The sequence below is a fragment of the Epilithonimonas sp. genome (genome assembly GCF_056329745.1).
The window spans coordinates 80,245-106,370 of the sequence record NZ_JBWEYV010000004.1 but is presented as its reverse complement, the minus strand read 5'-3'; the positions used below and the strand labels follow the sequence as shown (position 1 = coordinate 106,370).

The window sequence follows — 26,126 nt, the reverse complement described above, 5'->3', positions numbered from 1 at the left end:
ACGATTGTAATTATCTGTTGATTTTGAAAGCGTCTAATCCCGGGAAAATTGCAGTTTCACCAAGAGCTTCTTCTATCCTCAATAATTGATTGTATTTCGCCATTCTGTCCGATCTAGAAGCAGAACCTGTTTTGATCTGTCCACAGTTTTGTGCTACTGCCAAATCTGCAATGGTAGAATCTTCGGTTTCACCGGATCTGTGAGACATTACAGTTGTGTACTTGTTATTTTGTGCCATTTGAACCGCATCCATCGTTTCGGAAAGCGAACCGATTTGGTTAACTTTTACAAGGATTGAGTTGGCAATACCTTCGTTGATACCTCTTGAAAGTCTCTCAACATTAGTTACAAATAAATCGTCACCAACTAACTGAACTTTATCTCCAATTTTGTCGGTCAACATTTTCCAACCTTCCCAATCATCTTCCTGCATACCGTCTTCTATAGAGATAATTGGATATTTGTTAGCCAATTCTGCAAGGTAAGAAACCTGCTCGCTTCTGCTGAATTGTGGCGCATCAGGCGTTTGGAATTTTCTGTAATCGTAGATTCCGTCTTTGTAGAATTCCGAAGCAGCACAGTCCAAAGCGATCATTACATCGTCTCCTGGTTTGTATCCTGCTTTTTCGATTGCCTGAAGCAATGTATCCAAAGCATCTTCTGTCCCTTTAAAAGTTGGTGCAAAACCACCTTCATCACCTACTGCAGTAGATAATCCTCTGCCATGAAGAATTGATTTTAGGTTATGGAAAATCTCAGTTCCTTTTCTCAATGCGTGGGAAAAAGAATCTGCTTTTACCGGCATTACCATAAATTCTTGGAAAGCAATTGGCGCATCGGAGTGTGAACCACCGTTGATTACATTCATCATCGGTACAGGAAGCGTGTTGGCGTTTACACCACCCACATATTTGTAAAGCGGCATTCTCAATTCTGCAGCAGCAGCCTTTGCAACCGCCAAAGAAACTCCCAAAATAGCATTTGCACCCAGCTTTCCTTTATTAGAAGTCGCATCAAGGTCAATCATTACCGCATCAATCAGATTTTGCTCAAAAACTGGCAGACCGATTAACTCAGGCGCGATGATTTCTTTAACGTTTTCAACCGCTTTCAGGACACCCTTTCCTAAAAATTCTGTAGCGCCATCACGCAGCTCAACGGCTTCGTGCTCACCGGTAGATGCGCCAGAAGGTACAGCTGCACGGCCCATAGCACCGTTTTCTGTAAAAACATCTACTTCTATAGTAGGATTCCCTCTTGAATCCAAAATCTGTCTTGCCTCGATAAATGAAATGTAACTCATTGTCTTGATGTTGTTTTAATAGGTTTTTTAATGATCGCTTTTTTCAAAAGCATTGCAAATTTAAACAAATTTTAAAATATTATGTTATGAATCATTCTTAACACCAATTAAAGCCAAATAAAACCGTCAATCAATTTAAAACCCGGTAACGTACCTTAACCACGCCTTCATTAAGATCTGCAATTTTTTTAAAAGCACCCTGGCTAAGATCAAAAGCCCGGGAAGGCTTCAGAGTACCGCGGTCATTCACGGTAACATGCACTTTTTTATTATTATTGGAATTGATAATTTCCACTCTGGCCCCAAACGGCAAATTCCTGTGGGATGCCGTCATCTTATGATGCCTGTATACCTCTCCACTAGCCGTTTTCTTTCCAGAAAACCGGTCTGCGTAGTAAGAAACCGTTGTGTTATTATAATCACCGGCATTTCTGGATGATCTGCAAGAGGTTATGATTAACAAAACTAAGAACATTAAACCAAGCGGTTTTAGGACATTATACAATTTGCTATTTTCTTTTGTACCAAGACAAGCATAACAATAATTCATACCTATATTTTTATTGGGGCAATATTTTGTTTACTTTCGATTAATTACTTATATTTAAAATATAATTAACGGATTATAAAACATAAATCACTTTTAATGAATTACGAAAGTATAAAATTAAATATTGACGATAAAATTGCCACTGTAACTATTAATAGGCCCGAAAGCCTTAATGCACTCAATGCTCAGGTATTTTCGGATCTGGATCATGTTTTCGATACTCTAGCAGCCAACCATGCCGTGCGCTGTGTGATTGTAACGGGAAGCGGGGAAAAATCTTTTGTTGCAGGCGCCGATATCAAAGAGTTTTCATCTTTCAACGCCGAAGAAGCGAAGGCATTGTCTCAACGAGGTCACATTATTTTCAATAAAATAGAAAACCTCAACAAGCCTGTCATCGCTGCCATCAATGGATTTGCACTAGGCGGCGGACTGGAGTTAGCAATGGCCTGCCACATCCGTTATGCGTCAGACAATGCTAAGCTAGGCTTGCCCGAAGTAACCCTTGGCCTTATTCCCGGTTATGGCGGAACACAGCGGCTCCCAAAACTTGTGGGAAAAGGATTGGCTAACGAAATAATTTTTTCTGCCAAAATGATCTCAGCAGAAAAAGCTAAAGAAATAGGCTTGGTTAATGATGTTTTTCCTCAGCAGGAATTACTGCAGAAAGCCAATGAACTGGCAGCCCAAATCGTGAAAAATTCTCCACAAGGGATTTCTCAGGCGATAAAAGCCGTCAACGCCAGCGAAACAGAAAATGGCATGGCTGCCGAAATAGACTGTTTTGGAGACCTTTTTGCTAAAGACGACTTCAAGGAAGGTGTTTCTGCATTCCTTGAAAAAAGAAAACCATCGTTTAACTAACCGGTAACTATGACTTATAACAAATTCGATATTGCCTACCTCAAGATGGCAACCGAATGGGCCAATCTGTCTTATTGCAAAAGAAAAAAAGTAGGTGCGCTTATCGTAAAAGACCGGATGATTATCTCCGATGGATATAACGGGACACCATCTGGCTTCGAAAATAATTGTGAGGACGAGAATGGGAAAACCAATTGGTTTGTACTGCATGCAGAAGCCAATGCTATATTAAAAATTGCCAGCAGCACACAATCTTGCAAAGGTGCTACGCTCTACATTACAATGTCTCCTTGCAAAGAGTGCAGCAAACTGATTTTACAGTCCGGCATAGAAAAAGTGGTTTATATGGCAGGCTATTCCGATGACAGCGGATTAGAATTTTTGAAAAATGCAGGCATTGAAATTTTAAATATTACAGAAGACGAATTATATAAAATGTAAAAACTAATACTACCATTAAAAACACAAATAATGAACTGGTCAGAAAAAATCGAAGATTTCTCAAATTTCCTGAAATTTGAGAAGAATTTCTCTGAAAATACGCTGGATGCTTACGTAAGAGATATAAAAAAACTGGAAAATTTTGCCGCCAACCATCTAGATCATATTTCACCACAGGATATTTCGTACGAGACATTGCAGGAATATATCTACCAAATGTCGAAAAACAAAATCAGTGAGCGGTCGCAGGCAAGGGGGATTTCTTCATTAAAAGCATTTTTCAAATTTCTTTTGGAGGAAGAATACCGTGATGACAACCCTGCCTCCCTATTGGAAGGTCCAAAACTCGGGCTTTACCTACCAGACACGCTCAGCATAGAAGATATTAACAGAATCATCGACTGCGTCGATACAAAAACCGACATCGGAAAAAGAAACCAATGCATCCTAGAAGTGCTGTATGGCTGCGGGCTTCGGGTTTCGGAATTGGTTGATCTTAAAATTTCTAATATTAATTTTAAAGAAAGTTACATCATTGTAGAAGGCAAAGGCGAAAAAATAAGGCTTGTTCCTCTGGCCCAGTCCACAGCAAAATTAATCAAAGATTATATGAAAGAGGTTCGTGCTTTTAACAAAATCAATAAAAAGCATGAGGACTGCCTTTTCCTCAATTCGCGAGGGACCAATATGTCCCGCGTTATCGTCTTTCTCATCATCAAAGAACTAACACAGAAAGCGGGAATCAACAAAAATATATCGCCACACACATTCCGTCATTCTTTTGCAACCCATTTGCTACAAAACGGTGCTGATCTTAGGTTTATTCAAGAAATGTTGGGTCATAGCAGCATCACAACCACACAAATCTATACCCATCTGAAAACAGAGGAATTGCGTGATGTGATTACAAAATTTCATCCAAGAAATAAAAATTCGGTTTGATTTTTACTAAATTTATCCCATGCAAGATTTGAAATATTGTCCAAAATGTGGGAATCAAAGCCTACAATGGGACGGCACCGTCAAGTGGAGTTGCAGCCATTGCGATTTTGTGCTGTTCCACAATACTGCGGCGGCTGTAGCTGTGATAATCAGCTGTAAAAACGAATTATTTTTTACGGTAAGAAACCGCGAACCCGGAAAAGGGAAACTGGATCTGCCAGGAGGCTTTTGTGATCCAAAAGAAAGTGCCGAAGAAACCTGCCACAGGGAACTTCACGAAGAATTGGGCATTGTAACGGATACGGAAAAATTCAGCTACTTGGGAAGCCGGCCGAATATCTATCCTTACAAGAATATTGTTTATAATACGATGGATTTGTTTTTCCTATATGAAGTGGATGAAAAATTTGACATTACCCTTCAGGAATCGGAAGTATCTGCCGGAATCTGGATCAAAAAATCAGAAATTGAATTTGACAAAATTGCTTTTGAATCTCAAAAGTCATTTCTTAAAATCTATCTTACTTAAACAATAAAAACCGGAAAGTTATTCCGGTTTTTAATTTTATTTCCACTTGATATTACATCCTAGGCTTGGCCTCTGGAACTCCTCCTGCTCTGCGCCTGCCAAAAGATTTTCAAAAGCAATAATAAGGTCTTCTCCGGTAATTTCTTTTTGATTTCCCGGACGCGAATCATCCATCTGACCTCGGTAAATCAAATTTAGCTTTTCATCAAAAAAGTAAAAATCTGGTGTACAAGCCGCATCATAAGATTTGGCAACCTCTTGTGTAGCATCATACAAATAAGGGAATCTGATTCCTTTTTCTTCTACAAAATCAACCATATTTTCCGGGGAATCTGCCGGATATTTGTCAACATCATTGGCATTTATCCCAATAAATTCTATGCCTCGTGATTTGTAATCTTCGTATAACTCTTCCAGCTTATCTATGACATGAAGCACAAAAGGGCAATGGTTGCACATGAAAATAACAAGTGTCCCTTTTTTTCCTTTTAGAGAATCAAGAGTTTGTAGGTCATTATTTTTAGAAGGTTGCGGAAGTTTAAAATCAGGCGCTTTGGTTCCCAAAGCCAACATATTAGAAGGTGTATTTGACATTATTTTTAAATTAAATGATTAAAATTAACTACTAAAAGATTTTAGATTCACAAATTTTAAAATAATCACTTTAATCTCTGAATCAATTAATCTTTTAATTTCTGCAACAAAGATAATGCTTCTTGCAAAGAATTATCATAATTCACCCAATTAACATCAGTCAGTTTCTTGTTCCAGGTTATTTGCCGCTTGGCATACCGGCGGGAATTTTTCTTGATTTCTTCTATGGCAAAATCCAAATCCCATTCTCCGTCAAAATATCTGAACAATTCTGTATATCCAACAGTTTGCAAAGCCACTTTGTCCCGACTAACCAATAAATCCCGAGCTTCCCTTAACAATCCGTTCTCCATCATTTTATCAACACGTAGGTTGATTCTGTCATAAATCACGTCTCTTGGCGCATCTATACCAATTCTAATGGTTTCAAAATTTCTTTTATCTTTTGGTATACTAAGATTTTCGGTATAGGATTTTCCGGTTTGCCAAATAATGTCTATCGCGCGCAATAGCCGCCTTGGGTTATCTTTGTCAACAACCGAAAAATAATCCGGATCCAACTCCTGAAGCAGTTTTTGCAAAGCTTCAATGCCTTCATTTTCCCAAATTGCTGATAATTTTTTCTGATTGTCTTCGTCAGCTTCGGGCAAATCATTCATCCCTTCCACAACGGCTTTCTCATACATCCCACTTCCGCCAACCATTATGGCAAAATCTTTTTCATGGAAAATTTCATCCAACTTCTTAAGAGCATCCACCTCATACTGACCAATGGAATAATAATCCTGAATGCTGAGGTTCCCAACAAAATAATGTGTGGCTTCGGCCAATTCTTCATCCGTTGGCATAGCGGTACCAATTTTCAGTTCCTTATAAAACTGGCGGGAATCACAGGACAAGATTTCAGTATCTAGATGGTTGGCCAGATCTATTGCCAACCTGGTTTTCCCAATTCCTGTACTGCCGATGATGGAGATAAGCTGTTTCAACAAAAAATTTTTACAAATTTACAAAATGTCACATTCTAAATAAAAACACTTAGAACATATATAGCATTACAATTTACCTGACTTGAAGTAAAGTATAACATTTTTTAACGCATGCTCAATCATCAATTTACTTACTTTTACACTCATAATGACATTAAGATTACCACAATCCAAACTTCCTGATGTGAAAACCACTATTTTCACAGAGATGAGCCTGCTCGCACAGCAGGAAAATGCCGTCGATCTTTCGCAGGGATTTCCGGACTATCAGCCGGATGACAACCTCATCCAATATCTTGGCGATTTTGCAAAACAAGGTCATAACCAATATGCGCCTTTGTTGGGGATCAAAGAACTTAGGGAAGAAATTTCCAGAAAATTTAGTTTGCAATATCAGGTAGATTATCACCCTGATTTTGAGATTAATTTAACGGCTGGTGCCACGCAGGCTATCTTCACAATCATATCTGCATTGGTAGGGAAAGGTGATGAAGTGATTATTTTTGAGCCGGCTTATGATTGCTATGAACCGGCAATTATCCTGAATGGCGGCATCGTAAAAAATGTCAAAATGCATTATCCCGATTACGAAATTAATTGGGAAGAAGTCAAACCTTTGGTTTCTGACAAGACCAAAATGATAATCATCAACAACCCTAATAACCCTTCGGGAAAAATCCTGAAACAAGCTGATATAGAGGTGCTGATCTCGATCGTGAAAGATACAGACATCATTATCCTAAGTGATGAAGTTTATGAAAGTATTACCTTTGACGGAAAGCCCCACCTGACTTTGTCCAAATACCCGGAACTTAAAGAAAGGACTTTTGTGGTCGGTTCTTTTGGGAAATTGCTTCACATCACGGGTTGGAAAGTAGGTTATGTTTGTGCACCAAAGGCGTTGATGGAGGAGTTCCGCAAAGTTCATCAGTTCAACGTGTTTAGTGTCAACACACCGGCACAGTTTGCGATTGCTCAATATTTGCAGACGATGGATGATTTTGCCGGAATCTCAACATTTTTCCAACAGAAAAGAGATTATCTAAAAAATGCGCTTGCCGAAACACCCTTCAAATTATTGGATTGTGAAGGTACCTATTTTCTTTCGGCTCAATTTGGCGCAATTTCTGATGAGCAGGATAAAGATTTTTGCTATTGGCTGACAAAAGAATATAAAGTGGCTACCATTCCGTTTTCTGCATTTTATAAGGATAAAACGGATGAAAAAGTGATCCGCTTCTGTTTTGCCAAGAAGCAGGAAACATTGGACCAGGCTATTGAACAGTTATTAAAAATAAAGTAAATCATAATGAAAAACCTAATCATTGCCGCTTCTTTGCTTATAGGAGCCAGCGCATTTTCACAAGCTAAAATTGACCCGACAAAACTGAACTATTTTTCGGTAGATGTAAGTCCGATGGATGCTGTATATTATCCGCTTCAGGTAACATCATCGAAGACGGAAACGCCCAAAGTGAAAGTAATCTATTCGCGCCCGCAGAAAAAGAACCGTGTGGTTTTCGGAAATTTGGTTAAGTATGGAGAAATCTGGCGTTTTGGTGCCAATGAAGATACCGAAATCAAGTTTTATACGCCTGTTAAAATTGGTGGAAAAGAAATTCCGGCCGGGACTTACAGCCTTTTTGCGGTTCCCAATGAAACAGAATGGACAATTATCCTCAATTCTGACACAGATAAATGGGGTGCTTATGCCTATGACAAAAGCAAGGACGTTGTAAGATTTACAGTTCCTGTTGAAAAAACGACTTCGCCAATCGAATATTTTTCGGTGACATTTGTACAAACCAAAACCGGTGCAGATCTTTACGCCGGCTGGGACAATGCTCAGGTAAAATTCCCGATTGAGTTTAAATAATCTTTTCTGATTAAAATTCTAAAAGCCTTATCAAAAATAGATAAGGCTTTTTTTGTTTCTAACTTTGAAACAGGGAATCTTGTGCAGCCCGAGCTGAGTGGAGCTCATCCCGAATAGCGAAGGGACAAGCGTTGGCTCGGGATAGCGGGAACGGAGCGCGGAAAAGCTGCCCAAATTTTAATGTAGTAACAGCAAATCTTCAAACTTATATATCTTAACACCCTGATTTTCAATTTTACCAAAACCATAAGCTGCATGGATGAAGTCAACCCCGGCTTTCTCTGAGGATTCTTTGTCCCAAATGGTATCGCCAACATAGACTGGGTTTTCCAAATGATTGCGTTCTACTATCAACCTAATATTTTTATCCTTTGGGAAACCCTGATTGCCAAAGCAGTCAAAATCCTCAAAAAGATGCTCAAAATGGTAAAACCTGAGAAAAGCTTCGATGTAACCTTTCATACAATTGCTGACGATGAAAAGTCTGTAATTTTGCTGTAGTTTTTCCAAAGTTTCTTTGACATTGGGATACAGTTCGCCACCCAACCTGTCTATATAATCTTTTTCTCTCTGCGAATAAACCGCCTCAAAAGCAGCTAGTTTCTCTTTTGGAACAAAGCTAAAATGCTTTGCAAAAATATCATCCATCTTCATCCCCGAAAAATCCCGAACCGTCTGAGAGGTGATACTGACCTGGATGCCAACCTCGTGCAGGCCATCATTAAAGGCTTTAAACATCGTCTCGGACGCGTTCCAAAGTGTGCCGTCCAGATCAAAAATTATGCTGTCGTATTTCATTAAATAATTTTCTTAAATCATAAACCAGTCATTCACAAGGCTTGCCGCCAACCTTGCCGTTCTTTCCTGAATGTCAAAATCAGGATTAACTTCTGCAACATCCAATGCTCTCGTCTTTTCCTGACTCAAAATATGGCGGAACATCTGCATAAAACTGTGATCTGCAAAAATCCCATTATAAGCTGGGGCGCTTACGCCAGGCGCAATAGCCGCATTGAAAACATCCATACAAACCGTGACATAAACCACATCTACATCATCCAAAAATGCATTGATACTAAACATCAGGTTCGGGATACTTTCTGGATAGATTTCGTCTGCCAGGATGTATTTCATTCCCCACTGATCTGCTAATTCAAACAATTTCCTAGTATTACTGTTCTTCTGAATCCCAATATGCAAAGAATGGATCTCGCCTTCTTGTGCAATCTGCCAAAAGCCTGTTCCTGACGTTGCCAAACCATTTTCCGGTTCACGGTTATCAAAATGGGCATCGAAATTGATAATCCCGATTTTGTGATGGGGAAACGCTTTCCTGATGCCGGAATAATGCGCAAAAGTAAGCTCGTGGCCACCGCCTAAAACTACAGATCTACCTTGTTTGGATAGTACTTTCGTTACTTTTTCAGACAGCAGATTCTGTGTCCCTTCGAGATCATTATTATCGCAATGGATATTCCCAAAATCTTTCAAAGAAAACCCTGAGTTGACCACAGGAAAATTGCACATATTTTTACGGATCAGATCCGGTGCTTTCTGCGCGCCGACTCTACCCTTGTTACGTTTCACACCTTCATCCACAGCGAATCCGTGTAAGGCAAAATCATTTGGATTAATCGTCTCATAATCCGATTCTGTTTCCACTCTCTGAAAAATCCTTTGATAAGATTCTTCCTCGCCATCAAAGCGACCTGCCCATTCAAACATGTTCTATATTTTTTCGCCGTTAATGTAAACATTTTTCGGTTTCAGACTTCCCTGATGATACAGGATATTCTGAAAATTATCGGTTTCATAGGTGATGAAATCTGCCTTTTTACCTTCCGCCAAAATGCCTCTGTCTTCCAAATCCAAAGCATAAGCCGCCCGAAACGTGATTGCTGCCAAAACCTCGGCTGTTGTCAGTTTCTGGTAAGTCGCCAAAACCGAAGCTTGGGTTACGAGATTTCCCATTGGCGCAGAGCCCGGATTCCAGTCTGTGGCGATGGCTAAAATTCCACCTTTGTCCAATATTTTTCTGGCTGGGGAAAATGGCTCGCCTAGACCAAGGCTTGCGCCCGGCAAAGCAATAGCAACGGTATTTGAATTCGCCAAAAAATCAATATCATTATCAATGGTTGCTTCCAGATGGTCAGCAGATTTGGCACCTACTTCCACGGCAATCCGAGAACTACCCGGCGTAAACTGGTCTGCGTGGACGGTGATTTGAAAGCCTAATTCTTTTGCTTTCAATAGAAAATTTTTGCTTTCTTCCGACTGAAATGCTGATTTTTCAATAAAGATATCAACTCGATTAGCCAGATTTTCGGCTTTTACTTTGGGAAGAATTTCTTGTAAAATATAATTGAGATAAGCTTCGGACGAACCTTCGAAATCTTTTGGTTTGAGGTGCGCAGCGAGGCAAGTCGGGACCAAAGTTGCCATTGTTTTGGATTGTGCTTTTTTGATGGCACGTAACATTTTCAGTTCCTCATTGGCATTAAGGCCATAACCACTTTTTACTTCGATGGTTGTAATGCCCTGCTTGAGAAGAGCATCGACCCTTTTTAGGATTCCTTTAACCAAATCATCTTCTGAAGCATCTCTGGTATGCTGAACAGAACTCCAGATTCCACCGCCGGATTCCGCAATTTCGAGGTATGATTTTCCGGCATTCCTCATTGCGAAGTCATTCGCCCGGTTTCCCCCGAAACAAATATGCGTGTGGGCATCCACAAAAGCCGGAAGCACAATTTGATCACCTTCAACAAAATCAATCTCAGCATTGGGGAATTTTTGTTTTAGAGAATTGAAACTTCCTGTTTGCAGGATTTTCCCTTCTGCGGTTAAAATCCCTGCATCTGTTGTGATTTTTAATTCTTCATCCGTCAATTTTCCTTTTAAGGGAAGGTGGTTGAGCGTGATCACTTGTTTGAAAGGTCCGGTAAGCTTCATAAATTTTGTTGAATGGTAAAATTAAAAAAAGAGATACAAACTGCATCTCTTTTGTGTTAAAAAACTTCGCGACCTATTTTAAGGATATTATCACTTTTACCCATCGAGTAAAAATGCAGGACTGGAACGCCAAAATCCAGAAGCTCCTTACATTGCTGGATTGCCCATTCTACTCCCACTTCCCGAACATCGGTATTGGTTCTGCATTTCAAAACCTCATTGATTAAAGTTTCCGGCAAATCGATTTTGAATACCTGTGGCAATAGCTGCAAATGTGTTTTGGTGGCAATCGGTTTGATTCCTGGGATAATCGGCACATCAATGCCAATTTCGCGCGCATGTTTCACAAAATCAAAATATTTTTGATTGTCAAAAAACATTTGTGTCACAATATAATCTGCACCTGCATCCACTTTTTTCTTCAGCATTTGCAAATCGTAGTTCATAGACGGCGCCTCGATATGCTTTTCGGGATAGCCGGCAACACCAATGCAGAAGCTGCTGTTATCCTTACATTCTATTTTCCCGTGGAGATACTCGCCCATTCCCAAATCGTGGATTTGTTTCACGAGGTCAGAAGCATAGCGGTTTCCACCTTTGGTAGGTTCAAAATATTTTTCACCCTTCATAGCATCACCTCTCAGTGCCACAATATTATTGATTCCCAAATACATACAATCCACCAAAAGATATTCGGTTTCTTCTCTTGTAAAACCACCACACAGCACGTGAGGCACCGTGTCTACATTATATTTGTGCTGAATGGCTGAGCAAATCCCCAAAGTCCCAGGGCGCATTCTGGTGATTTTCCGTTCCATCAGACCATTTCCTCTTTCCAGGAAAATATATTCTTCCCGGGAAGTGGTGACATCAATAAACGGCGGCTTAAACTCCATCAACGGATCGATATTTTTATACAAATCGGCAATCCCTACGCCCTTTTGCGGAGGCACAATCTCAAAAGAAAAAAGCGTTTTGCCGTTGGCGTTTTTTATATGGTCAGTAATTTTCATTCAATAATTTTAAATAATTTTAATCCGCTAAGTTTGGAGCGAGCCATTTTCGGGCGTAATCCAAGTCAATATTTTTCCGTTCTGCGTAATCTTTCAGTTGGTCTTCATCAATTTTCCCGACGCCAAAATATTTTGATTTTTCATTCCCGAAATAATATCCGGAAACCGCAGCAGTCGGCCACATTGCGAGACTTTCGGTTAAGGTGACACCAATGTTTTCATCCACTTTTAGCAGATCCCAAATCGTCAGTTTTTCCAAATGATCCGGGCAAGCAGGATAACCTGGAGCAGGTCGGATTCCGAGGTATTTTTCTTTGATCAATTCCTCGTTGTCCAACGTTTCATCTTGGGAATAACCCCAATATTCGGTTCGGACTTTTTTGTGAAGATATTCGGCAAAAGCTTCTGCAAAACGGTCTGCCAAGGCTTTCACCATTATGGCGTTGTAATCGTCATTTTGTTCTTCATATTCTTTGGCCAGTTCATCGGCTCCAAAGCCTGTACAAACGCAGAAAGCTCCTATGTAATCCTGTTTTCCCGAATTTTTTGGCGCAATAAAATCACTTAAAGCCAAATATTCTTTACCTTCTGACCTTTTGCTTTGCTGACGCAGGGTTCTGAACGTCGAAATAACATTTTGATTGTCATCATAAACCAAAATATCATCTTGCTCATCAGCATTTGCCGGGAAAATCCCGAAAATACCTTTCGCTTTGAAGCTCTTTTCTTCCAAGATTTTTTTTAGCATTGCCTGCGCTTCATTATACAAAATCGTAGCCTGTTCTCCCACCACATTATCGGTTAAAATTTCAGGGAATTTCCCAAACAATTGCCAACTTCTGAAAAACGGAGACCAGTCAATAAAATCAACCAATTCATCCAGGTTTTGGTCTTCGATAATGGTAATTCCTAATTTTTTTGGTTTCGGAATCAGCTCATTGTCCCAATCGATTTTGAATTTTTTCTCACGTGCTTCTGCAATCGGGACATATTCTTTTTCGACTTGACGATTCAGGAATTTTTCCCGGAATTCATCATAATCTTTCCTAATCTCCAAAGCATAAGCATTGGATTTATCTTTGTTGAGAAGTGAACTTACAACACCAACCGCTCGTGAAGCATCGTTGACGTGAACGACGGTATTTGAATATTTCGGTGAGATTTTAACGGCTGTATGCGCTTTGGAAGTGGTTGCACCACCGATTAACAGAGGAAAATCAAGATTTTTGCGTTCCAACTCATCTGCAATATGAACCATCTCGTCCAGACTTGGCGTAATTAGTCCGCTCAATCCAATTACATCGACGTTTTCATCAATCGCGGTTTGGATAATTTTTTCTGCCGGTACCATCACGCCGAGATCTACAATTTCGTAATTGTTACAACCCAAAACCACGCTCACAATATTTTTACCAATATCGTGAACATCACCTTTTACTGTTGCCATCAACACTTTTCCGTTGGATTTTTGGGTCTGGTCTTTTTCTGCTTCGATGAAAGGCTGAAGATAGGCCACCGCTTTTTTCATCACCCTTGCGGATTTCACCACCTGAGGCAAGAACATTTTCCCACTTCCGAAAAGGTCACCAACAACCCCCATCCCAGTCATCAGATTAATTTCGATAACATCCAGCGGTCGTTTGGACATTTTTCTTGCTTCTTCCGCATCTTCTTCGATAAAACGGTCGATTCCTTTTACCAGTGCATAAGTAATCCGCTCCTGCAAAGACTGTTCCCGCCAGGACAAATCCTCGGTTTTTTCCCTTTTAGTAGATTTATGCGTTTCGGAATAATCGAGTAATTTTTCTGTGGCGTCCTCTTTTCGGTCGAGCATTACATCTTCTACCAATTCCAGCAAATCCTTTGGGATCTCGTCATACACTTCCAACATTGTCGGATTTACGATTCCCATATTCATCCCAGCTTTTATAGCGTGGTAAAGGAAAACGGAGTGCATTGCTTCGCGAACCGAATCGTTGCCACGGAACGAAAACGACACATTGGAAACACCACCACTAACCGACGCATTCGGGAGATTGGTACGGACCCACCTTGTTGCCTCGATGAAATCAATCGCGTTTTTGCGGTGTTCGTCCATCCCTGTCGCCACAGGAAAAATATTAAGGTCGAAAATAATGTCCTCGGAAGGGAAACCGACTTTGTTCACCAAAATATAGTAAGACCTTTTGGAAATTTCGATTCTTCTTTCGTAATTATCGGCTTGTCCCACCTCATCGAAAGCCATTACAATCGCTGCCGCTCCGTATCTTTTGATTAATTTGGCTTGTTTGATAAAATCTTCTTCGCCACCTTTCAAACTGATGGAATTGACAACAGGCTTTCCCTGAACCACCTGCAATCCAGCTTCCAGAATTTCCCATTTTGAAGAATCAATCATTATGGGGATTCGGGCAATATCCGGCTCTGAAGCAATAAGGTTAAGGAATTTCACCATTGCATATTTACCATCCAAAAGGCCGTCATCCATATTGACGTCCAAGATCTGAGCGCCGCCTTCTACCTGATTTCTTGCAATATCCAGCGCTTCTGCATATTTTTCTTCTTTTATTAACCGAAGAAATTTTTTGGAACCAGCCACATTGGTTCTCTCTCCAACATTGATAAAGTTGGATTCTGGTGTTATGATTAAGGGCTCAAGGCCTGAGAGTTTTAGATATCTTCTTTTACAATCTGTTTCCATAAATTAATTTATCAATGTAAAAATTTACCAATGCAACAATGAGATTCTTCACTTCTTTCAGAATGACACATTTTAAAAATTGGTAAATTGCTACATTTCTATATTGTTACATTGAGTTTCCTCGGTTCATAATCTTTTACCAGATCGGCAATGGCTTTGATATGTTCCGGCGTTGTTCCGCAACAACCACCGATGATATTCATTAATCTTTTTTCTACATATTCGCGGATTTGTTCTGCCATAAATTCCGGCGACTCATCATATTGACCGAAAGCATTCGGTAAACCGGCGTTGGGATATGCAGAAATCCCAAAATTGGTATGATGGGCGAGAATCTCAAGGTAAGGCGTTAATTGTTTTGCTCCTAACGCGCAGTTGAAACCAACGCTTATCAAATCCATATGGGAAACAGAAATCAAAAAGGCATCCGCCGTCTGCCCGCTCAACGTTCTTCCTGACGCATCGGTAATGGTTCCGGACACCATAATTGGAATAGTGATATGTCGTTCTTCCCGGATTTCGTCAATCGCAAAAAGAGCGGCCTTTGCATTCAAAGTATCGAAAATAGTCTCTACTAAAAGAATGTCAGAACCTCCGTCCAGCAAAGCTTCTGCCTGTTGTTTATACGCCACTCTGAGTTCATCAAAAGTGATGGCTCTGTAGCCTGGGTCGTTAACATCAGGGCTTAGGCTTGCCGTTCTGTTGGTTGGCCCCATAGAACCTGCTACAAATCTTGGTTTGTCAGGATTCTGAGCCGTAAATTCTTCGCAGACTTTTTTGGCGATTTTGGCTGATTCATAGTTAAGTTCGTATACCAAATCTTCCATATGATAATCCGCCATTGCAATGGTAGTTCCAGAAAACGTGTTGGTTTCTATGATATCTGCGCCTGCCAAAAGGTATTTTTTGTGAATCTCCGCAATCGCTTCCGGTTGTGTTAAAGATAACAAATCATTGTTCCCTTTCAGGGGAGATTTCCAGTCTTTGAACCGCTCGCCGCGATAATCCTCTTCTGTAAAATTGTAACGCTGAATCATCGTTCCCATTGCTCCGTCGAGGATGAGAATACGCTCATTAAGCGCTTTATATAATTGTTCTGAATTGTTCATAATTCATTTTAAATGCAAAGTCTTTATTTTTTTCACTAACCTTGTCAGGGATTCAAACCCTGATAAGGTTTTTCGGTGGATCCTCTTTATCATCGATTAAAAGACAAAACCTCAACATAGCTCCGATGGTAGCGGCATCCTTTTTTGTTTTTTGGATTCTTCGACAAACTCAGAATGACAAATGTTGTAAAAAACAAAAAAGATATAGCGGACAGCGGGTTGTAATCGTTATTCGAAGAAGAAACCTTGTTGCTCCTAATCCCTTTTATTTCATTAGTCTAAAGCTTGTTTCAAATCGTTAATTATATCATCAACATTTTCCAATCCAACGGAGCAACGCACCAATCCAGCGGTAATTCCAACCTCATTTCTCTCCTCGTCGGAAAGCTTGGAATGCGTTGTGGAAGCGGGATGCGTGACAATCGTCCGCGTGTCACCCAAGTTGGCGGAAAGAGAACACATTTTAATCCTGTTTAAGAAATTCCGACCGCCTTCGATTCCGCCTTTGATTTCGAAAGCCACGATATTTCCGCCTAATTTCATTTGTTTTTTAGCAATTTCGTAGCTTGGATGCGATTTCAGGAATGGATATTTTACCAAATCTACATTCGGATGATTTTCTAGGAACTCTGCTACTTTAACAGCGTTTTCGCAATGTTTCTCTACCCGGATTGCCAAAGTTTCCAAACTTTTGCTCAAAACCCAGGCATTGAAAGGCGACATCGCAGGGCCTGTGTTTCTCGCAAACAGATAAATCTCGCGGATCAAATCTGCTTTTCCGACCGCCACGCCACCCAAAACACGACCTTGCCCGTCAATCAATTTGGTGGCAGAATGTACCACAATGTCTGCACCGTATTTATTCGGTTGCTGTAAATAAGGTGTTGCAAAACAGTTATCTACAATAAAAATCAGATTGTGCTTTTTAGCAACCTGACCGAAAAATTCCAAATCCAAAACTTCAATCGCAGGATTGGTTGGTGTTTCCAGATAAAGGACTTTTGTATTGGGCTGAATTAAATCTTCTACTGTTGAAGCGTCTTCGGCTTTGAAATAAGTGGTGTTGATATTCCATTTTGGAAAATATTTGGTAAACAGCGTATGCGTAGAACCAAACACCGATTGGCAGCTCAAGATGTGATCTCCCGAGCTAAGCAAGGCTGCGAAAACGGAATAAATTGCGGCCATTCCTGTTGCAAACGCGTAACCGGATTCGGCACCTTCCATTTTGGCAATTTTGTTGATAAATTCGGTAACGTTGGGGTTGCTGAAGCGGCTGTACAGGTTTTTATCTTTTTCCTCGGCAAAGCTGGCACGCATATCTTCTGCATCTTCGAAAACGAAGCTGGAAGTAAGGTATAAAGGTGTAGAATGCTCGTCAAACTGAGTACGCTCGGTTTGGGTTCTGATGGCTAATGTTTCGAAATTTTCCATATTGCAACGTAACAATGTATCGGTTTAGCAATTTACCAATGTCATTGTTACATTTTACATTGGTAGATTGGTATATTAAATTTATTTTGTTTCGCTTAATCTTAAAATATCTCCGAAAACACCTCTGGCAGTGACTTTGGCTCCGGCTCCGGCGCCCATAATCACGATAGGATTTTCACCATAACTTTCGGTGTAGATTTCGAAGATGGAATCTGAACCTTTCAGTTGTCCCAAAGCTGAATTGGCAGGAACAGAAATCAATTTAACATCCAATTCGCCTTTTTCCGAATGAAGGTCGCCGTGCAAATCGCCTACGTAACGCAAAACGTAGTCAGGTTTCTGATTTTCTTTGATTTTCTGATACTCATCGTCCAACTCACCTAATCTTGAAAGGAATTCTTCTTTTGAAACCGAAAGGAGATTTGCCGGAACTAGATTCTGAATATTGATATCCTCAAATTCATTAATCAAATCCAGTTCTCTTGCCAGGATCAACAGTTTCCTCGCCACATCATTACCCGACAAATCTTCGCGCGGGTCCGGTTCTGTGTAACCTTTTTCCAAAGCTTCGTTAATAATCGTTGAAAATTGGTCATTCCTCAAAGAAAAATTATTGAAAACATAACTCAAAGTTCCGGAAAAAACACCTTTGATCCTTGTGATGTTTTCACCGGAAAGATGCAGCAATTTAATTGTATCAATTAAAGGTAAACCTGCGCCAACATTGGTTTCGTAGAGGTATTTCTTTTTATTTTTTTCTAATAATTTTCTAAAGCTTCGGTACTCTGCAATTGGCAATGTGTTATAGATCTTGTTGGACCCTACAATGTCAAATCCGTTGTCAACAAAGGTTGGATAATTTTTCACAAAATCTTTGCTGGCCGTATTATCCACCATTACGAGGTTTTCCAAATGGTGCTCGTTTGCAAAATCCACCAAGGACTGTACGCTGGATTCGGTTTGGGAATATTTGATTTTCTGCCGCCAGTCGCTTCCGAAACCTGCTTTATTGAAAGCCACTTTCCTAGAGTTGGCAATGGCAACAATTTTCAAATCCACTCTTTTGCGGTTCAGGATATCGTAGGCCGAGTCCAGAATCTGCTCAATCAGCGTACCTCCAACATTACCATGGCCAATCAAAGCGAGATGCACTGTTTTGGGTTTTCCGTAGATTTCGGTTTCGATGATATTTTTAGCAATTTCGGTTTGGTTTCCGGTAACAACAATGTTCACCCTACCAGCCGAAGCGATTTGGCTTAACAACAATGGGAAAATTTTGTTTCGCTGAAGTTCTGATAAAATCTTACTGTAATTTTCCGAGACAAAGCCGATAACTGTGAGATTATTCACACTATGGATATTCTCTACAAAACCTTTTTCCTTTTCTTCCTTAAATTCTTCAAGAAGAAAGCATACAGCGGCCTCTGCATCGCTGTCATCTACCAAAACAGAAATCCCATTTTCTATCGCTTGCTGTGAAATCACGCCCACGCTGATTCCGCCGCCATTCAAAGCCTTGAAAATTCGGGAGTCAATACCTATATGACCCAGAAAATCTTTGCCTTCAAAATTTACCAAGGCTTTGTTTCGATAGATATTAATTGCGTTTTTATTTGTCATCTTTTATTGAAGATTTTTTTGAATTAAAAATTGGGTTTAAAATATCGTTGAGCTGTTCATACTCCATCAGGAAAGCATCATGGCCATGGATTGATTTTATCTCGTGATAAGACACGTTGCACCGATTTACCAATATTTGAAATGTTTTTTTGATTTCAAAAGCTGGAAAAAACAGATCTGTATCTACCGATATTAGATGTATGGATGCTGTATCTTTTGACAGTTTACTTATATCTGCATCAATCGTCATTAACAAGTGATTCATCAGCCGATACGCCTTCAAACTATATCTTTCGTTTAAAGAATTACCGTGATAATCCAACCATTCGCGAGATTTCCAAAATCCAGTCTCGGAAAGCTCTCTATTAAATCTCAGATTAAGAGATTCTGGCGTTCTGTAACATAGCATGGCGTGTGTCCTGGCTTTCTGCAGCGGCTGCTCTTCACTTTCCAATAAAAACTCCTGCACCAAACATTGAGAGTATAACCAGTCGGTGGTTTTAAAATCGGTAGCAATAGGGATAAAATGCTTTGCGATGTCAGGCTCTTGAGCCAACATTTCCCAACCAATGGCGCCGCCAACGGAACCACCAATCAACGCAAATAGAACTTTGATATTTAATACCTTAAGACCTTCCAAAAAAATTTTAGCGATATCATATGCCCTAAAATCTTTGTATGATTCTACAAAATAATTATCAAATCCATTTCCAGGAACATTAAAACATATAACCGTATATTTCTCGGTATCTATAACTTTTTGTTTACCCACCATTTTTTTCCACCAGCCATTTCCGCCAGCCACATCAGAATTCCCTGTCAGGGCATGATTAACCAATATAATGGGAGCCGAATGCAGCTCTTTCCCAAAAAGCTGAAAGCTTAATGGAATATCGAGAACTTTTCCGTTCTGAGTCTTGAATTGATGAATGTTAATATGTTGTAGCGTGGTTTCCAATTGTGATGTAAAAAAATTGAAAATGCTACGGGAATGTAGAATAAACTGCACGTTATCTCCCTCAAAAAACTGAGTAGAATTTAGCACCTTCTTCGTTGCCAAAGGGTTGCCAAGGTTTCATAGAGTCTAATCTCTCCACCTTTCTCGATAACATTTTCAATATGTGAATGAACAAATATGACTGCAAAGATAGTTAAGAAAATGCTGTTTTTCCAAATAAATTGAAAAATGTCATTATAAATTTTTTATTAACAATCAATTTTAAGAATTTTATATCATCATTTGTGTACAATATTTGCTTGGGAAAAACCACACAAAATAAATTATGAATATTAATCTAAATAAACAGGTCGCCATTGTTACAGGATCTAGCAGCGGAATAGGTAAAGGAATTGCGATCAGCCTTGCCCAATCAGGAGCCATTGTTATTGTCAACCATTCTTCGGAGCATTCGAAGCCCGAGGCCGAAGATACTTTGAAAACCATAGAAGAAAACGGAGGCGAAGGCTTTATTATCCAATGCGACGTTAGCAAAGAGGATGAAGTGTTGGCGATGTTTAAAACCACTATTGATAAATACGGAACGGTTGATATCCTTGTGAACAACGCAGGATTGCAGCAGGATGCGGCCTTTATTGATATGACACTGGAGCAGTGGCAAAAAGTTATCGATGTGAATCTTACCGGGCAATTCCTCTGCTCGAAGGAAGCTATCAAAGAATTTTTGAAACGCGGCATGACCGATAAGTCTTGCGCTTTGGGAAAAATCATCAATATCAGCAGTGTGCACGAGACTATACCCTGGGCAGGGCACGCCAACTATGCTGCCAGCAAAGGCGCGCTAAGAATGCTGATGCAGACATTGGCTCAGGAATATGGTAAAAACAGAATCCGTGTCAATAATATTTGTCCCGGCGCCATCCAAACACCTATCAACAAATCGGCTTGGGACAATCAAAAATCACTGGATGCGCTGATGACGCTTATCCCTTATGACCGTATCGGTAAACCCGAAGACATTGGAAATTTAGCCGTATTTTTGGCGAGTGATTATTCGGATTATATTACCGGAGCCAGCATCTATGTAGATGGCGGGATGACTAGCTTGGAAAGCTTTTCGGACAACGGGTAATTATAAATGATGAATGATAAGTGATAAGTGATTACTGATAACCAAAAAGTTGTAATTCAGAACTATTATTTATCAACTATCATTATTTGTTGAAAGAATAACTAAACCTCAACATAGCCCCGATGGGAACGGCATCCTTTTTCTTGGTTGACTTGGGCTACACTCGGGCACCGAGAAAAAGAGATAGTGGACAGCGGGATGAAAAGTGACACCACAGTATAAGCCTGATGCTCCTGATAAAAAACAACATAATTATTCTAAAAAAATAATTACAAGCATGAGTGAAGAAGAAAAATTAAAAAATCCAAACTGGAAAAAATGGGGTCCATACGTTAGCCACCGCCAGTGGGGAAATGTACGCGAAGATTATAGTACCAACGGTGATGCATGGGGATTTACGGGTCACGACACTGCCGAATCCTGGACCTATCGCTGGGCAGAAGAAGGCATTGCCGGCATCTCGGATGACAAGCAACTGTTGTGTTTTGCACTATCCTTTTGGAATAAAAATGATGTCAGAATCAAAGAACGTTTTTTTGGACTGAGCAATTACCAGGGCAACCATGGGGAGGATATTAAGGAGATTTTTTATTATCTGGACAACACGCCGTCCCACAGCTATATGAAGATGGTTTACAAGTATCCCATCCATGCATTTCCTTACGATGACCTTGTTCTTACCAACGCCAGCCGATCCAACAAAGATCAGGAATATGAGATTATAGACACGGGGATTTTTGATAATGATGCCTACTTTGATATTTTTATAGAATATGCCAAAGCCGGCACAGATGACATCCTGATACGTGTAGATGTGAATAACAGAAGTGACCAGGCAGCTCCCATTATAGTCCTGCCAACCGTTTGGTTCCGCAACAATTGGGTTTGGGGCTATAATGATTATAAAGGGCAACTCAATTTTACCAGAGAAGGGGAAATCGACATCCATCACAATGCACTGAGCACCAAAAAATTATACGCCAGAAACCGGAATAAAGAAGCCTTGTTTTGTGAGAACGAAACCAACCGTGCCAGGCTTTATAAACTGCCGAAAACCGAAGGCTTTTACAAAGATGGTATCAACCAATATGTCACCAAAGGTCTTGACACTGTAAACCCATCAAAAACAGGAAGTAAGGCAGCGTTCTGCTGTGAGGAAATGATAGATGCCAACAGCCACCACGTTTTTGAATTTAGGCTATCTCCACATGTCATGGATGATGCCTTTATGGATTTTGATGATGTTTTTTTCAGGAGAAAGCAGGAGTCTGATGAATTCTACCAAAATATCCAGAAAGATATTGAAAGCGAGGATGAAAAAAATGTGCAGCGACAAGCCTTTGCCGGCCTCTTGTGGAACAAGCAGTTTTACCATTACAATGTTGCCAAATGGCTAAAAGGTGATCCAAATTTTCCCATTCAGAGAAAAGGCTTTGTAAGAAATAGCAATTGGGCACACCTCCATAACAAAGATATTATATCGATGCCCGATAAGTGGGAATACCCATGGTATGCGACCTGGGATTTGGCATTTCATTGCGTAAGTTTCAGTTTGATTGATTCTGAATTTGCCAAAAACCAGCTGGTTACTCTTACCAAAGAATGGTACATGCATCCCAACGGACAGTTACCAGCCTACGAATGGAATTTTGATGATGTCAACCCGCCGGTACATGCCTGGGCGACTTTCCGGGTTTTTAAAATCGATGAAAAAAATAACGGCAAACCTGATCTGGCTTTCCTAGAACGGGTTTTCCAAAAATTACTGCTCAATTTTACATGGTGGGTGAACCGGAAAGATTATAATGGCAATAATATATTCGGAGGAGGATTTTTAGGACTGGATAACATTGGGGCGTTTGACCGGAATATGGAATTCAGCGAAGGTGAGCATCTGGAACAGGCTGACGGAACCAGTTGGATGGCGATGTATGCTCTCAATATGATGAGGATGGCCATGGAACTCGCCACTTACAATCCCGTGTACGAAGATATGGCCATCAAGTTTTTTGAACATTACCTTTACATTGCCGAAGCGATGGAAAACATTGGCGAAGGCAAGCAGGGCCTTTGGAATGAGGAAGATGGCTTTTTCTATGACTTGCTTCAGCTCTCCAATGGCGATAGTGTGAACCTCAAACTGAGGAGTATTGTTGGCTTGATCCCGATGTTTGCTGTAGAAGTGGTAGAACACAGCCTGCTGGAAAAACTGCCGGCTTTCAAAAAAAGGATGGAATGGGTGCTCAGGAATAAACAGGATCTCACCAAACTGGTTTCCCAATGGTATGTGGAAGGCGAAGGCAACAAACATCTCCTAAGTATCCTCAGAAAAAACCGATTAACGAAAGTCCTTAACCGATTGGTGGATGAAGCCGAATTCCTGAGTGATTATGGCATCCGTGCTTTGTCCAAAATTTATGAAAAAGATCCTTTCCGGTTTACCGTGCATGATCAGGAACATATTGTCTATTACACGCCGGCAGAGAGTGACAGCCGCATGTTTGGCGGCAACAGCAATTGGCGCGGGCCCATCTGGTTTCCTATCAATTTCCTCATTGTAGAAAGCTTGCAGCGGTTCCATTTCTTTTACGGCGATGCGCTTAAAATTGAATATCCAAAAGGCAGTGGCGAACTTAAAAACCTGGATGAAGTTTCCAAAGACATCAGCAACAGATTGTGCAACATATTTTTGAAAGATGATGCCGGAAACAGAGCATTCAATGGAGGAATAAGCAAGTTTAACCAAGATCCGCATTTCAAAGATTACATCATGTTCTTCGAATATTTCCACGGGGATAATGGCCGCGGCGTTGGCGCTTCTCACCAAACGGGATGGACCTCTACCGTGGCGAAGTTGATTCAGCCGAGGTTGGCTAACAGATAGGCTTGAGAATGTTAGAGTTTGAGGATATTATTTTCTCTCAAACTCTAGTATGCTCTACTTTTAAGATAAGAGTTCACCGTTAACGCTTACTTCATAAGTGATTTCCACATTAGGCTCTAGTGTTTTAGAGACGGAGCAATATTTTTCGAAAGACAATTCTGCAGCTTTTTGGGCTTTTTTAGGATCTATCTCACCTTGCAAAAAGAATTTAACTTTGATGGTTTTGAAAGGTTTCGCTTCATCTACCTGAACTCTTTCGCCTTCTACCTCCGCTTTGAAATCCTTAATGGTTTGACGTTGTTTTTTTAGAATGGAAACCAGATCTATTCCGCTGCATCCCGCAACGGCCATTAAAACTGATTGCATTGGAGACACGCCTTTTGCCCCGGGCAAAGTGGTATTATCCAATAATATAGAATTTCCCTGTTCGTTGGAGCATTCGAACAAAAAATCGTCATTGATTCTGTTAAGTGTAATTTTCATTTTTGAAACATTAATTATCAAAATTACATATTCTCCAGCAATTAAAATCAAAGGATTTTCTGTAATCCACCAATTATGAAAAAGTTTGTATTCTTAGTCTACCCAAGTCAAATTTTAATCTTTACAGCTTCTTAAAAGCGTTGATATAAACAAAATTTGTATATTGAAATTGTTCGAGAATAATGCAAATTCTTGGTATTTCACTCAATCCTTTATCCCTGCCATTCTGTCACAATATTTTGTATCTTTGCGGACTAATCCAACGTTTAGAATTTAGTTTAAAATCTAAAGCTTAAACCCATATCTATTTACAAAGTGCAGGAAAAATATATAGACGAAACCAAACAGGGCGAAGCATTTGCCATTGCAGAAAAACCGGAAAACAGTAAAAAATTGTTTCTGGAGAGCTATGGCTGCCAGATGAACTTTTCTGATTCTGAAATTGTTGCATCTATTCTTAACGAACAGGGGTACAATACGACTTTAGACGTAAAAGAAGCAGATTTAATTCTTTTAAATACCTGTTCCATCCGTGAAAAAGCGGAGCAGACGGTTCGGATGCGCCTTTCCCAGTTTAAAACTCAGAAAAAAGAAAACCCCAATCTTACTGTGGGCGTTCTCGGTTGCATGGCAGAACGTTTAAAAACCAAATTTTTGGAAGAAGAACATTTGGTAGATTTGGTTGTTGGCCCAGATGCTTACAGAGATTTGCCCAACCTTCTCAAAGAAACAGACGGCGGCAGAGATGCCATCAACGTAATCCTTTCAAAAGAAGAAACTTACGCCGACATCAATCCTGTCCGCTTGGGAGGCAATGGCGTAACCGCTTTTGTAACCATTACCCGAGGTTGCGATAATATGTGTACGTTCTGTGTTGTTCCGTTTACCAGAGGCCGCGAGAGAAGTCGTGACCCCCATTCTATTATTCAGGAATGCCAGGATCTTTGGAGCAATGGCTACAAAGAAATCACATTGTTGGGGCAAAACGTGGACTCTTATCTTTGGTACGGCGGCGGCCCGAAAAAAGATTTTGCCAAAGCATCTGAAATGCAGAAAGCAACTGCTGTGGATTTCGCACAACTCCTTGGTTTAGTAGCGGATGCAGTCCCGGAAATGAGAATTCGTTTCTCGACATCCAATCCTCAGGACATGAATATCAATGTGTTTGAAGTGATGGCAAAACATGACAACATCTGCAAATATGTTCACTTGCCGGTACAAAGCGGCAGCGACAGAATTCTCGGATTGATGAACCGCCAGCACACCAGAGCAGAATATTTGGCGCTCATTAAAAAAGCGAAGGAAATCGTTCCGGATATTTCCTTTTCCCAAGATATGATTATAGGCTTCTGTACCGAAACCGAAGAAGATCATCAGGATACATTGTCATTGATGAAAGAGGTAGAATATGATTACGGTTATATGTTTGCCTACTCCGAAAGGCCGGGAACGCCGGCTCATAAGAAAATGGAAGACGATATTCCGGCAGATGTCAAACAAAGAAGACTTGCAGAAGTGATTGCTTTGCAAGGCGAATTATCCAGAAAAAGAATGGCTGGCTACGTTGGAAGAGTGCATGAAATTTTAATTGAAGGCATTTCAAAAAAGAACAAAAACCAATGGAAAGGGCGTAATTCCCAAAATGCTGTTTGTGTTTTCGATATGCAGGAAGGGCAAAAAATTGGTGACCTTGTGTCCGTTTTTGTCCACGGCAATACGCAGGGAACGCTTTTGGGGGAAACGGTGAAGTAG

General features: G+C 40.3%; 23 protein-coding genes and 1 riboswitch. Of the genes, 9 read left to right on the top strand and 14 right to left on the bottom strand.

Annotated elements, in window-relative coordinates; translation table 11 throughout:
- Positions 1–10: 10 nt before the first annotated feature.
- Both eno and AC00Y6_RS04705 read right to left on the bottom strand, forming a co-directional pair.
- Positions 11–1,303 carry a phosphopyruvate hydratase gene (eno, locus tag AC00Y6_RS04710; protein ID WP_474489463.1) on the bottom strand — a complete coding sequence of 431 codons (1,293 nt, stop codon included), beginning with the start codon at positions 1,301–1,303 and terminating at the stop codon, positions 11–13.
- 130 nt (positions 1,304–1,433) lie between these two features.
- Complete coding sequence (locus AC00Y6_RS04705) at positions 1,434–1,853, bottom strand: septal ring lytic transglycosylase RlpA family protein (protein ID WP_474489462.1); 420 nt, start codon at positions 1,851–1,853, stop codon at positions 1,434–1,436.
- A 96-nt stretch (positions 1,854–1,949) separates the two neighbouring features.
- Between AC00Y6_RS04705 and AC00Y6_RS04700 the strand changes: the two genes are divergently transcribed.
- The 4 genes from AC00Y6_RS04700 to AC00Y6_RS04685 are packed head-to-tail and all read left to right on the top strand — an operon-like array spanning position 1,950 to position 4,629.
- The gene (locus AC00Y6_RS04700; RefSeq protein ID WP_474489461.1) at positions 1,950–2,717 is read left to right on the top strand and encodes an enoyl-CoA hydratase-related protein; all 768 of its coding nucleotides are present in this window, start codon (positions 1,950–1,952) and stop codon (positions 2,715–2,717) included.
- A 9-nt stretch (positions 2,718–2,726) separates the two neighbouring features.
- Entirely contained in the window at positions 2,727–3,158 is a 432-nt protein-coding gene (locus AC00Y6_RS04695; RefSeq protein WP_474489460.1) for a deoxycytidylate deaminase, read from the top strand.
- 30 nt (positions 3,159–3,188) lie between these two features.
- Positions 3,189–4,100, top strand: a complete 912-nt coding sequence (gene xerD, locus AC00Y6_RS04690) for a site-specific tyrosine recombinase XerD (protein ID WP_474489459.1) — start codon at positions 3,189–3,191, stop codon at positions 4,098–4,100.
- Between the two features lie 19 nt (positions 4,101–4,119).
- A complete protein-coding gene (locus tag AC00Y6_RS04685; protein ID WP_474489458.1) occupies positions 4,120–4,629 on the top strand; it encodes an NUDIX hydrolase in 510 nt (169 codons plus the stop codon).
- Positions 4,630–4,665: 36 nt separating this feature from the next.
- On the opposite strand, the gene AC00Y6_RS04680 is transcribed toward AC00Y6_RS04685, so the two are convergent.
- Positions 4,666–5,223, bottom strand: a complete 558-nt coding sequence (locus AC00Y6_RS04680) for a thioredoxin family protein (protein ID WP_474489457.1) — start codon at positions 5,221–5,223, stop codon at positions 4,666–4,668.
- Between the two features lie 86 nt (positions 5,224–5,309).
- A complete protein-coding gene (gene miaA, locus AC00Y6_RS04675) occupies positions 5,310–6,215 on the bottom strand; it encodes a tRNA (adenosine(37)-N6)-dimethylallyltransferase MiaA (protein WP_474489456.1) in 906 nt (301 codons plus the stop codon).
- Positions 6,216–6,360: 145 nt separating this feature from the next.
- On the opposite strand from miaA, the gene AC00Y6_RS04670 reads away from it, so the two are divergent.
- Both AC00Y6_RS04670 and AC00Y6_RS04665 read left to right on the top strand, forming a co-directional pair.
- On the top strand, positions 6,361–7,515 hold the full coding sequence (locus tag AC00Y6_RS04670; protein WP_474489455.1) for a methionine aminotransferase: 1,155 nt from the start codon (positions 6,361–6,363) through the stop codon (positions 7,513–7,515).
- A 6-nt stretch (positions 7,516–7,521) separates the two neighbouring features.
- Positions 7,522–8,088, top strand: coding sequence for a DUF2911 domain-containing protein (locus AC00Y6_RS04665; protein ID WP_474489454.1), 567 nt, complete (start codon positions 7,522–7,524; stop codon positions 8,086–8,088).
- A 177-nt stretch (positions 8,089–8,265) separates the two neighbouring features.
- Here AC00Y6_RS04665 and AC00Y6_RS04660 read toward each other — a convergent pair whose 3' ends face one another.
- The 9 genes from AC00Y6_RS04660 to AC00Y6_RS04620 form a co-directional block, all read right to left on the bottom strand.
- Positions 8,266–8,886: an HAD family hydrolase gene (locus tag AC00Y6_RS04660; RefSeq protein WP_474489453.1), complete on the bottom strand. Its 621-nt coding sequence runs from the start codon at positions 8,884–8,886 to the stop codon at positions 8,266–8,268.
- 12 nt (positions 8,887–8,898) lie between these two features.
- A complete protein-coding gene (hutG, locus tag AC00Y6_RS04655; RefSeq protein ID WP_474489452.1) occupies positions 8,899–9,813 on the bottom strand; it encodes a formimidoylglutamase in 915 nt (304 codons plus the stop codon).
- 3 nt (positions 9,814–9,816) lie between these two features.
- Entirely contained in the window at positions 9,817–11,040 is a 1,224-nt protein-coding gene (gene hutI / locus AC00Y6_RS04650) for an imidazolonepropionase (protein WP_474489451.1), read from the bottom strand.
- A gap of 56 nt (positions 11,041–11,096) precedes the next feature.
- Entirely contained in the window at positions 11,097–12,053 is a 957-nt protein-coding gene (gene metF / locus AC00Y6_RS04645; RefSeq protein ID WP_474489450.1) for a methylenetetrahydrofolate reductase [NAD(P)H], read from the bottom strand.
- A 19-nt stretch (positions 12,054–12,072) separates the two neighbouring features.
- Positions 12,073–14,754 (bottom strand): methionine synthase, encoded by a 2,682-nt coding sequence (gene metH / locus AC00Y6_RS04640; protein ID WP_474489449.1) that lies wholly within the window; start codon positions 14,752–14,754, stop codon positions 12,073–12,075.
- A 98-nt stretch (positions 14,755–14,852) separates the two neighbouring features.
- Positions 14,853–15,863 carry a homocysteine S-methyltransferase family protein gene (locus AC00Y6_RS04635; protein ID WP_474489448.1) on the bottom strand — a complete coding sequence of 337 codons (1,011 nt, stop codon included), beginning with the start codon at positions 15,861–15,863 and terminating at the stop codon, positions 14,853–14,855.
- A gap of 273 nt (positions 15,864–16,136) precedes the next feature.
- The gene (locus AC00Y6_RS04630) at positions 16,137–17,297 is read right to left on the bottom strand and encodes an O-succinylhomoserine sulfhydrylase (protein ID WP_474489447.1); all 1,161 of its coding nucleotides are present in this window, start codon (positions 17,295–17,297) and stop codon (positions 16,137–16,139) included.
- Between the two features lie 81 nt (positions 17,298–17,378).
- Complete coding sequence (locus AC00Y6_RS04625; RefSeq protein ID WP_474489446.1) at positions 17,379–18,917, bottom strand: ACT domain-containing protein; 1,539 nt, start codon at positions 18,915–18,917, stop codon at positions 17,379–17,381.
- Positions 18,907–19,875: an alpha/beta fold hydrolase gene (locus AC00Y6_RS04620; RefSeq protein ID WP_474489445.1), complete on the bottom strand. Its 969-nt coding sequence runs from the start codon at positions 19,873–19,875 to the stop codon at positions 18,907–18,909. Before AC00Y6_RS04620 ends, AC00Y6_RS04625 begins: the two co-directional genes overlap by 11 nt.
- Positions 19,876–19,924: 49 nt before the next feature.
- Positions 19,925–20,029: riboswitch (SAM riboswitch) on the bottom strand.
- Between the two features lie 171 nt (positions 20,030–20,200).
- Here AC00Y6_RS04620 and AC00Y6_RS04615 point away from each other — a divergent pair.
- A complete protein-coding gene (locus AC00Y6_RS04615; RefSeq protein WP_474489444.1) occupies positions 20,201–21,007 on the top strand; it encodes a glucose 1-dehydrogenase in 807 nt (268 codons plus the stop codon).
- A gap of 277 nt (positions 21,008–21,284) precedes the next feature.
- A complete protein-coding gene (locus AC00Y6_RS04610; protein ID WP_474489443.1) occupies positions 21,285–23,891 on the top strand; it encodes an MGH1-like glycoside hydrolase domain-containing protein in 2,607 nt (868 codons plus the stop codon).
- Between the two features lie 60 nt (positions 23,892–23,951).
- Here the strand turns inward: AC00Y6_RS04610 and AC00Y6_RS04605 are convergent, their stop codons facing one another.
- Positions 23,952–24,374 carry an OsmC family protein gene (locus tag AC00Y6_RS04605; protein WP_474489442.1) on the bottom strand — a complete coding sequence of 141 codons (423 nt, stop codon included), beginning with the start codon at positions 24,372–24,374 and terminating at the stop codon, positions 23,952–23,954.
- A 315-nt stretch (positions 24,375–24,689) separates the two neighbouring features.
- On the opposite strand from AC00Y6_RS04605, the gene miaB reads away from it, so the two are divergent.
- The gene (gene miaB / locus AC00Y6_RS04600) at positions 24,690–26,126 is read left to right on the top strand and encodes a tRNA (N6-isopentenyl adenosine(37)-C2)-methylthiotransferase MiaB (RefSeq protein ID WP_474489441.1); all 1,437 of its coding nucleotides are present in this window, start codon (positions 24,690–24,692) and stop codon (positions 26,124–26,126) included.

Excerpts from the sequence above, each read along its gene's own strand:
- eno (WP_474489463.1), bottom strand. The coding sequence starts at position 1,303 with ATGAGTTACATTTCATTTATCGAGGCAAGACAGATTTTGGATTCAAGA.
- AC00Y6_RS04705 (WP_474489462.1), bottom strand. The coding sequence starts at position 1,853 with ATGAATTATTGTTATGCTTGTCTTGGTACAAAAGAAAATAGCAAATTG.
- AC00Y6_RS04700 (WP_474489461.1), top strand. The coding sequence starts at position 1,950 with ATGAATTACGAAAGTATAAAATTAAATATTGACGATAAAATTGCCACT.
- AC00Y6_RS04695 (WP_474489460.1), top strand. The coding sequence starts at position 2,727 with ATGACTTATAACAAATTCGATATTGCCTACCTCAAGATGGCAACCGAA.
- xerD (WP_474489459.1), top strand. The coding sequence starts at position 3,189 with ATGAACTGGTCAGAAAAAATCGAAGATTTCTCAAATTTCCTGAAATTT.
- AC00Y6_RS04685 (WP_474489458.1), top strand. The coding sequence starts at position 4,120 with ATGCAAGATTTGAAATATTGTCCAAAATGTGGGAATCAAAGCCTACAA.
- AC00Y6_RS04680 (WP_474489457.1), bottom strand. The coding sequence starts at position 5,223 with ATGTCAAATACACCTTCTAATATGTTGGCTTTGGGAACCAAAGCGCCT.
- AC00Y6_RS04670 (WP_474489455.1), top strand. The coding sequence starts at position 6,361 with ATGACATTAAGATTACCACAATCCAAACTTCCTGATGTGAAAACCACT.
- AC00Y6_RS04665 (WP_474489454.1), top strand. The coding sequence starts at position 7,522 with ATGAAAAACCTAATCATTGCCGCTTCTTTGCTTATAGGAGCCAGCGCA.
- AC00Y6_RS04660 (WP_474489453.1), bottom strand. The coding sequence starts at position 8,886 with ATGAAATACGACAGCATAATTTTTGATCTGGACGGCACACTTTGGAAC.
- hutG (WP_474489452.1), bottom strand. The coding sequence starts at position 9,813 with ATGTTTGAATGGGCAGGTCGCTTTGATGGCGAGGAAGAATCTTATCAA.
- hutI (WP_474489451.1), bottom strand. The coding sequence starts at position 11,040 with ATGAAGCTTACCGGACCTTTCAAACAAGTGATCACGCTCAACCACCTT.
- metF (WP_474489450.1), bottom strand. The coding sequence starts at position 12,053 with ATGAAAATTACTGACCATATAAAAAACGCCAACGGCAAAACGCTTTTT.
- metH (WP_474489449.1), bottom strand. The coding sequence starts at position 14,754 with ATGGAAACAGATTGTAAAAGAAGATATCTAAAACTCTCAGGCCTTGAG.
- AC00Y6_RS04635 (WP_474489448.1), bottom strand. The coding sequence starts at position 15,863 with ATGAACAATTCAGAACAATTATATAAAGCGCTTAATGAGCGTATTCTC.
- AC00Y6_RS04630 (WP_474489447.1), bottom strand. The coding sequence starts at position 17,297 with ATGGAAAATTTCGAAACATTAGCCATCAGAACCCAAACCGAGCGTACT.
- AC00Y6_RS04625 (WP_474489446.1), bottom strand. The coding sequence starts at position 18,917 with ATGACAAATAAAAACGCAATTAATATCTATCGAAACAAAGCCTTGGTA.
- AC00Y6_RS04615 (WP_474489444.1), top strand. The coding sequence starts at position 20,201 with ATGAATATTAATCTAAATAAACAGGTCGCCATTGTTACAGGATCTAGC.
- AC00Y6_RS04610 (WP_474489443.1), top strand. The coding sequence starts at position 21,285 with ATGAGTGAAGAAGAAAAATTAAAAAATCCAAACTGGAAAAAATGGGGT.
- AC00Y6_RS04605 (WP_474489442.1), bottom strand. The coding sequence starts at position 24,374 with ATGAAAATTACACTTAACAGAATCAATGACGATTTTTTGTTCGAATGC.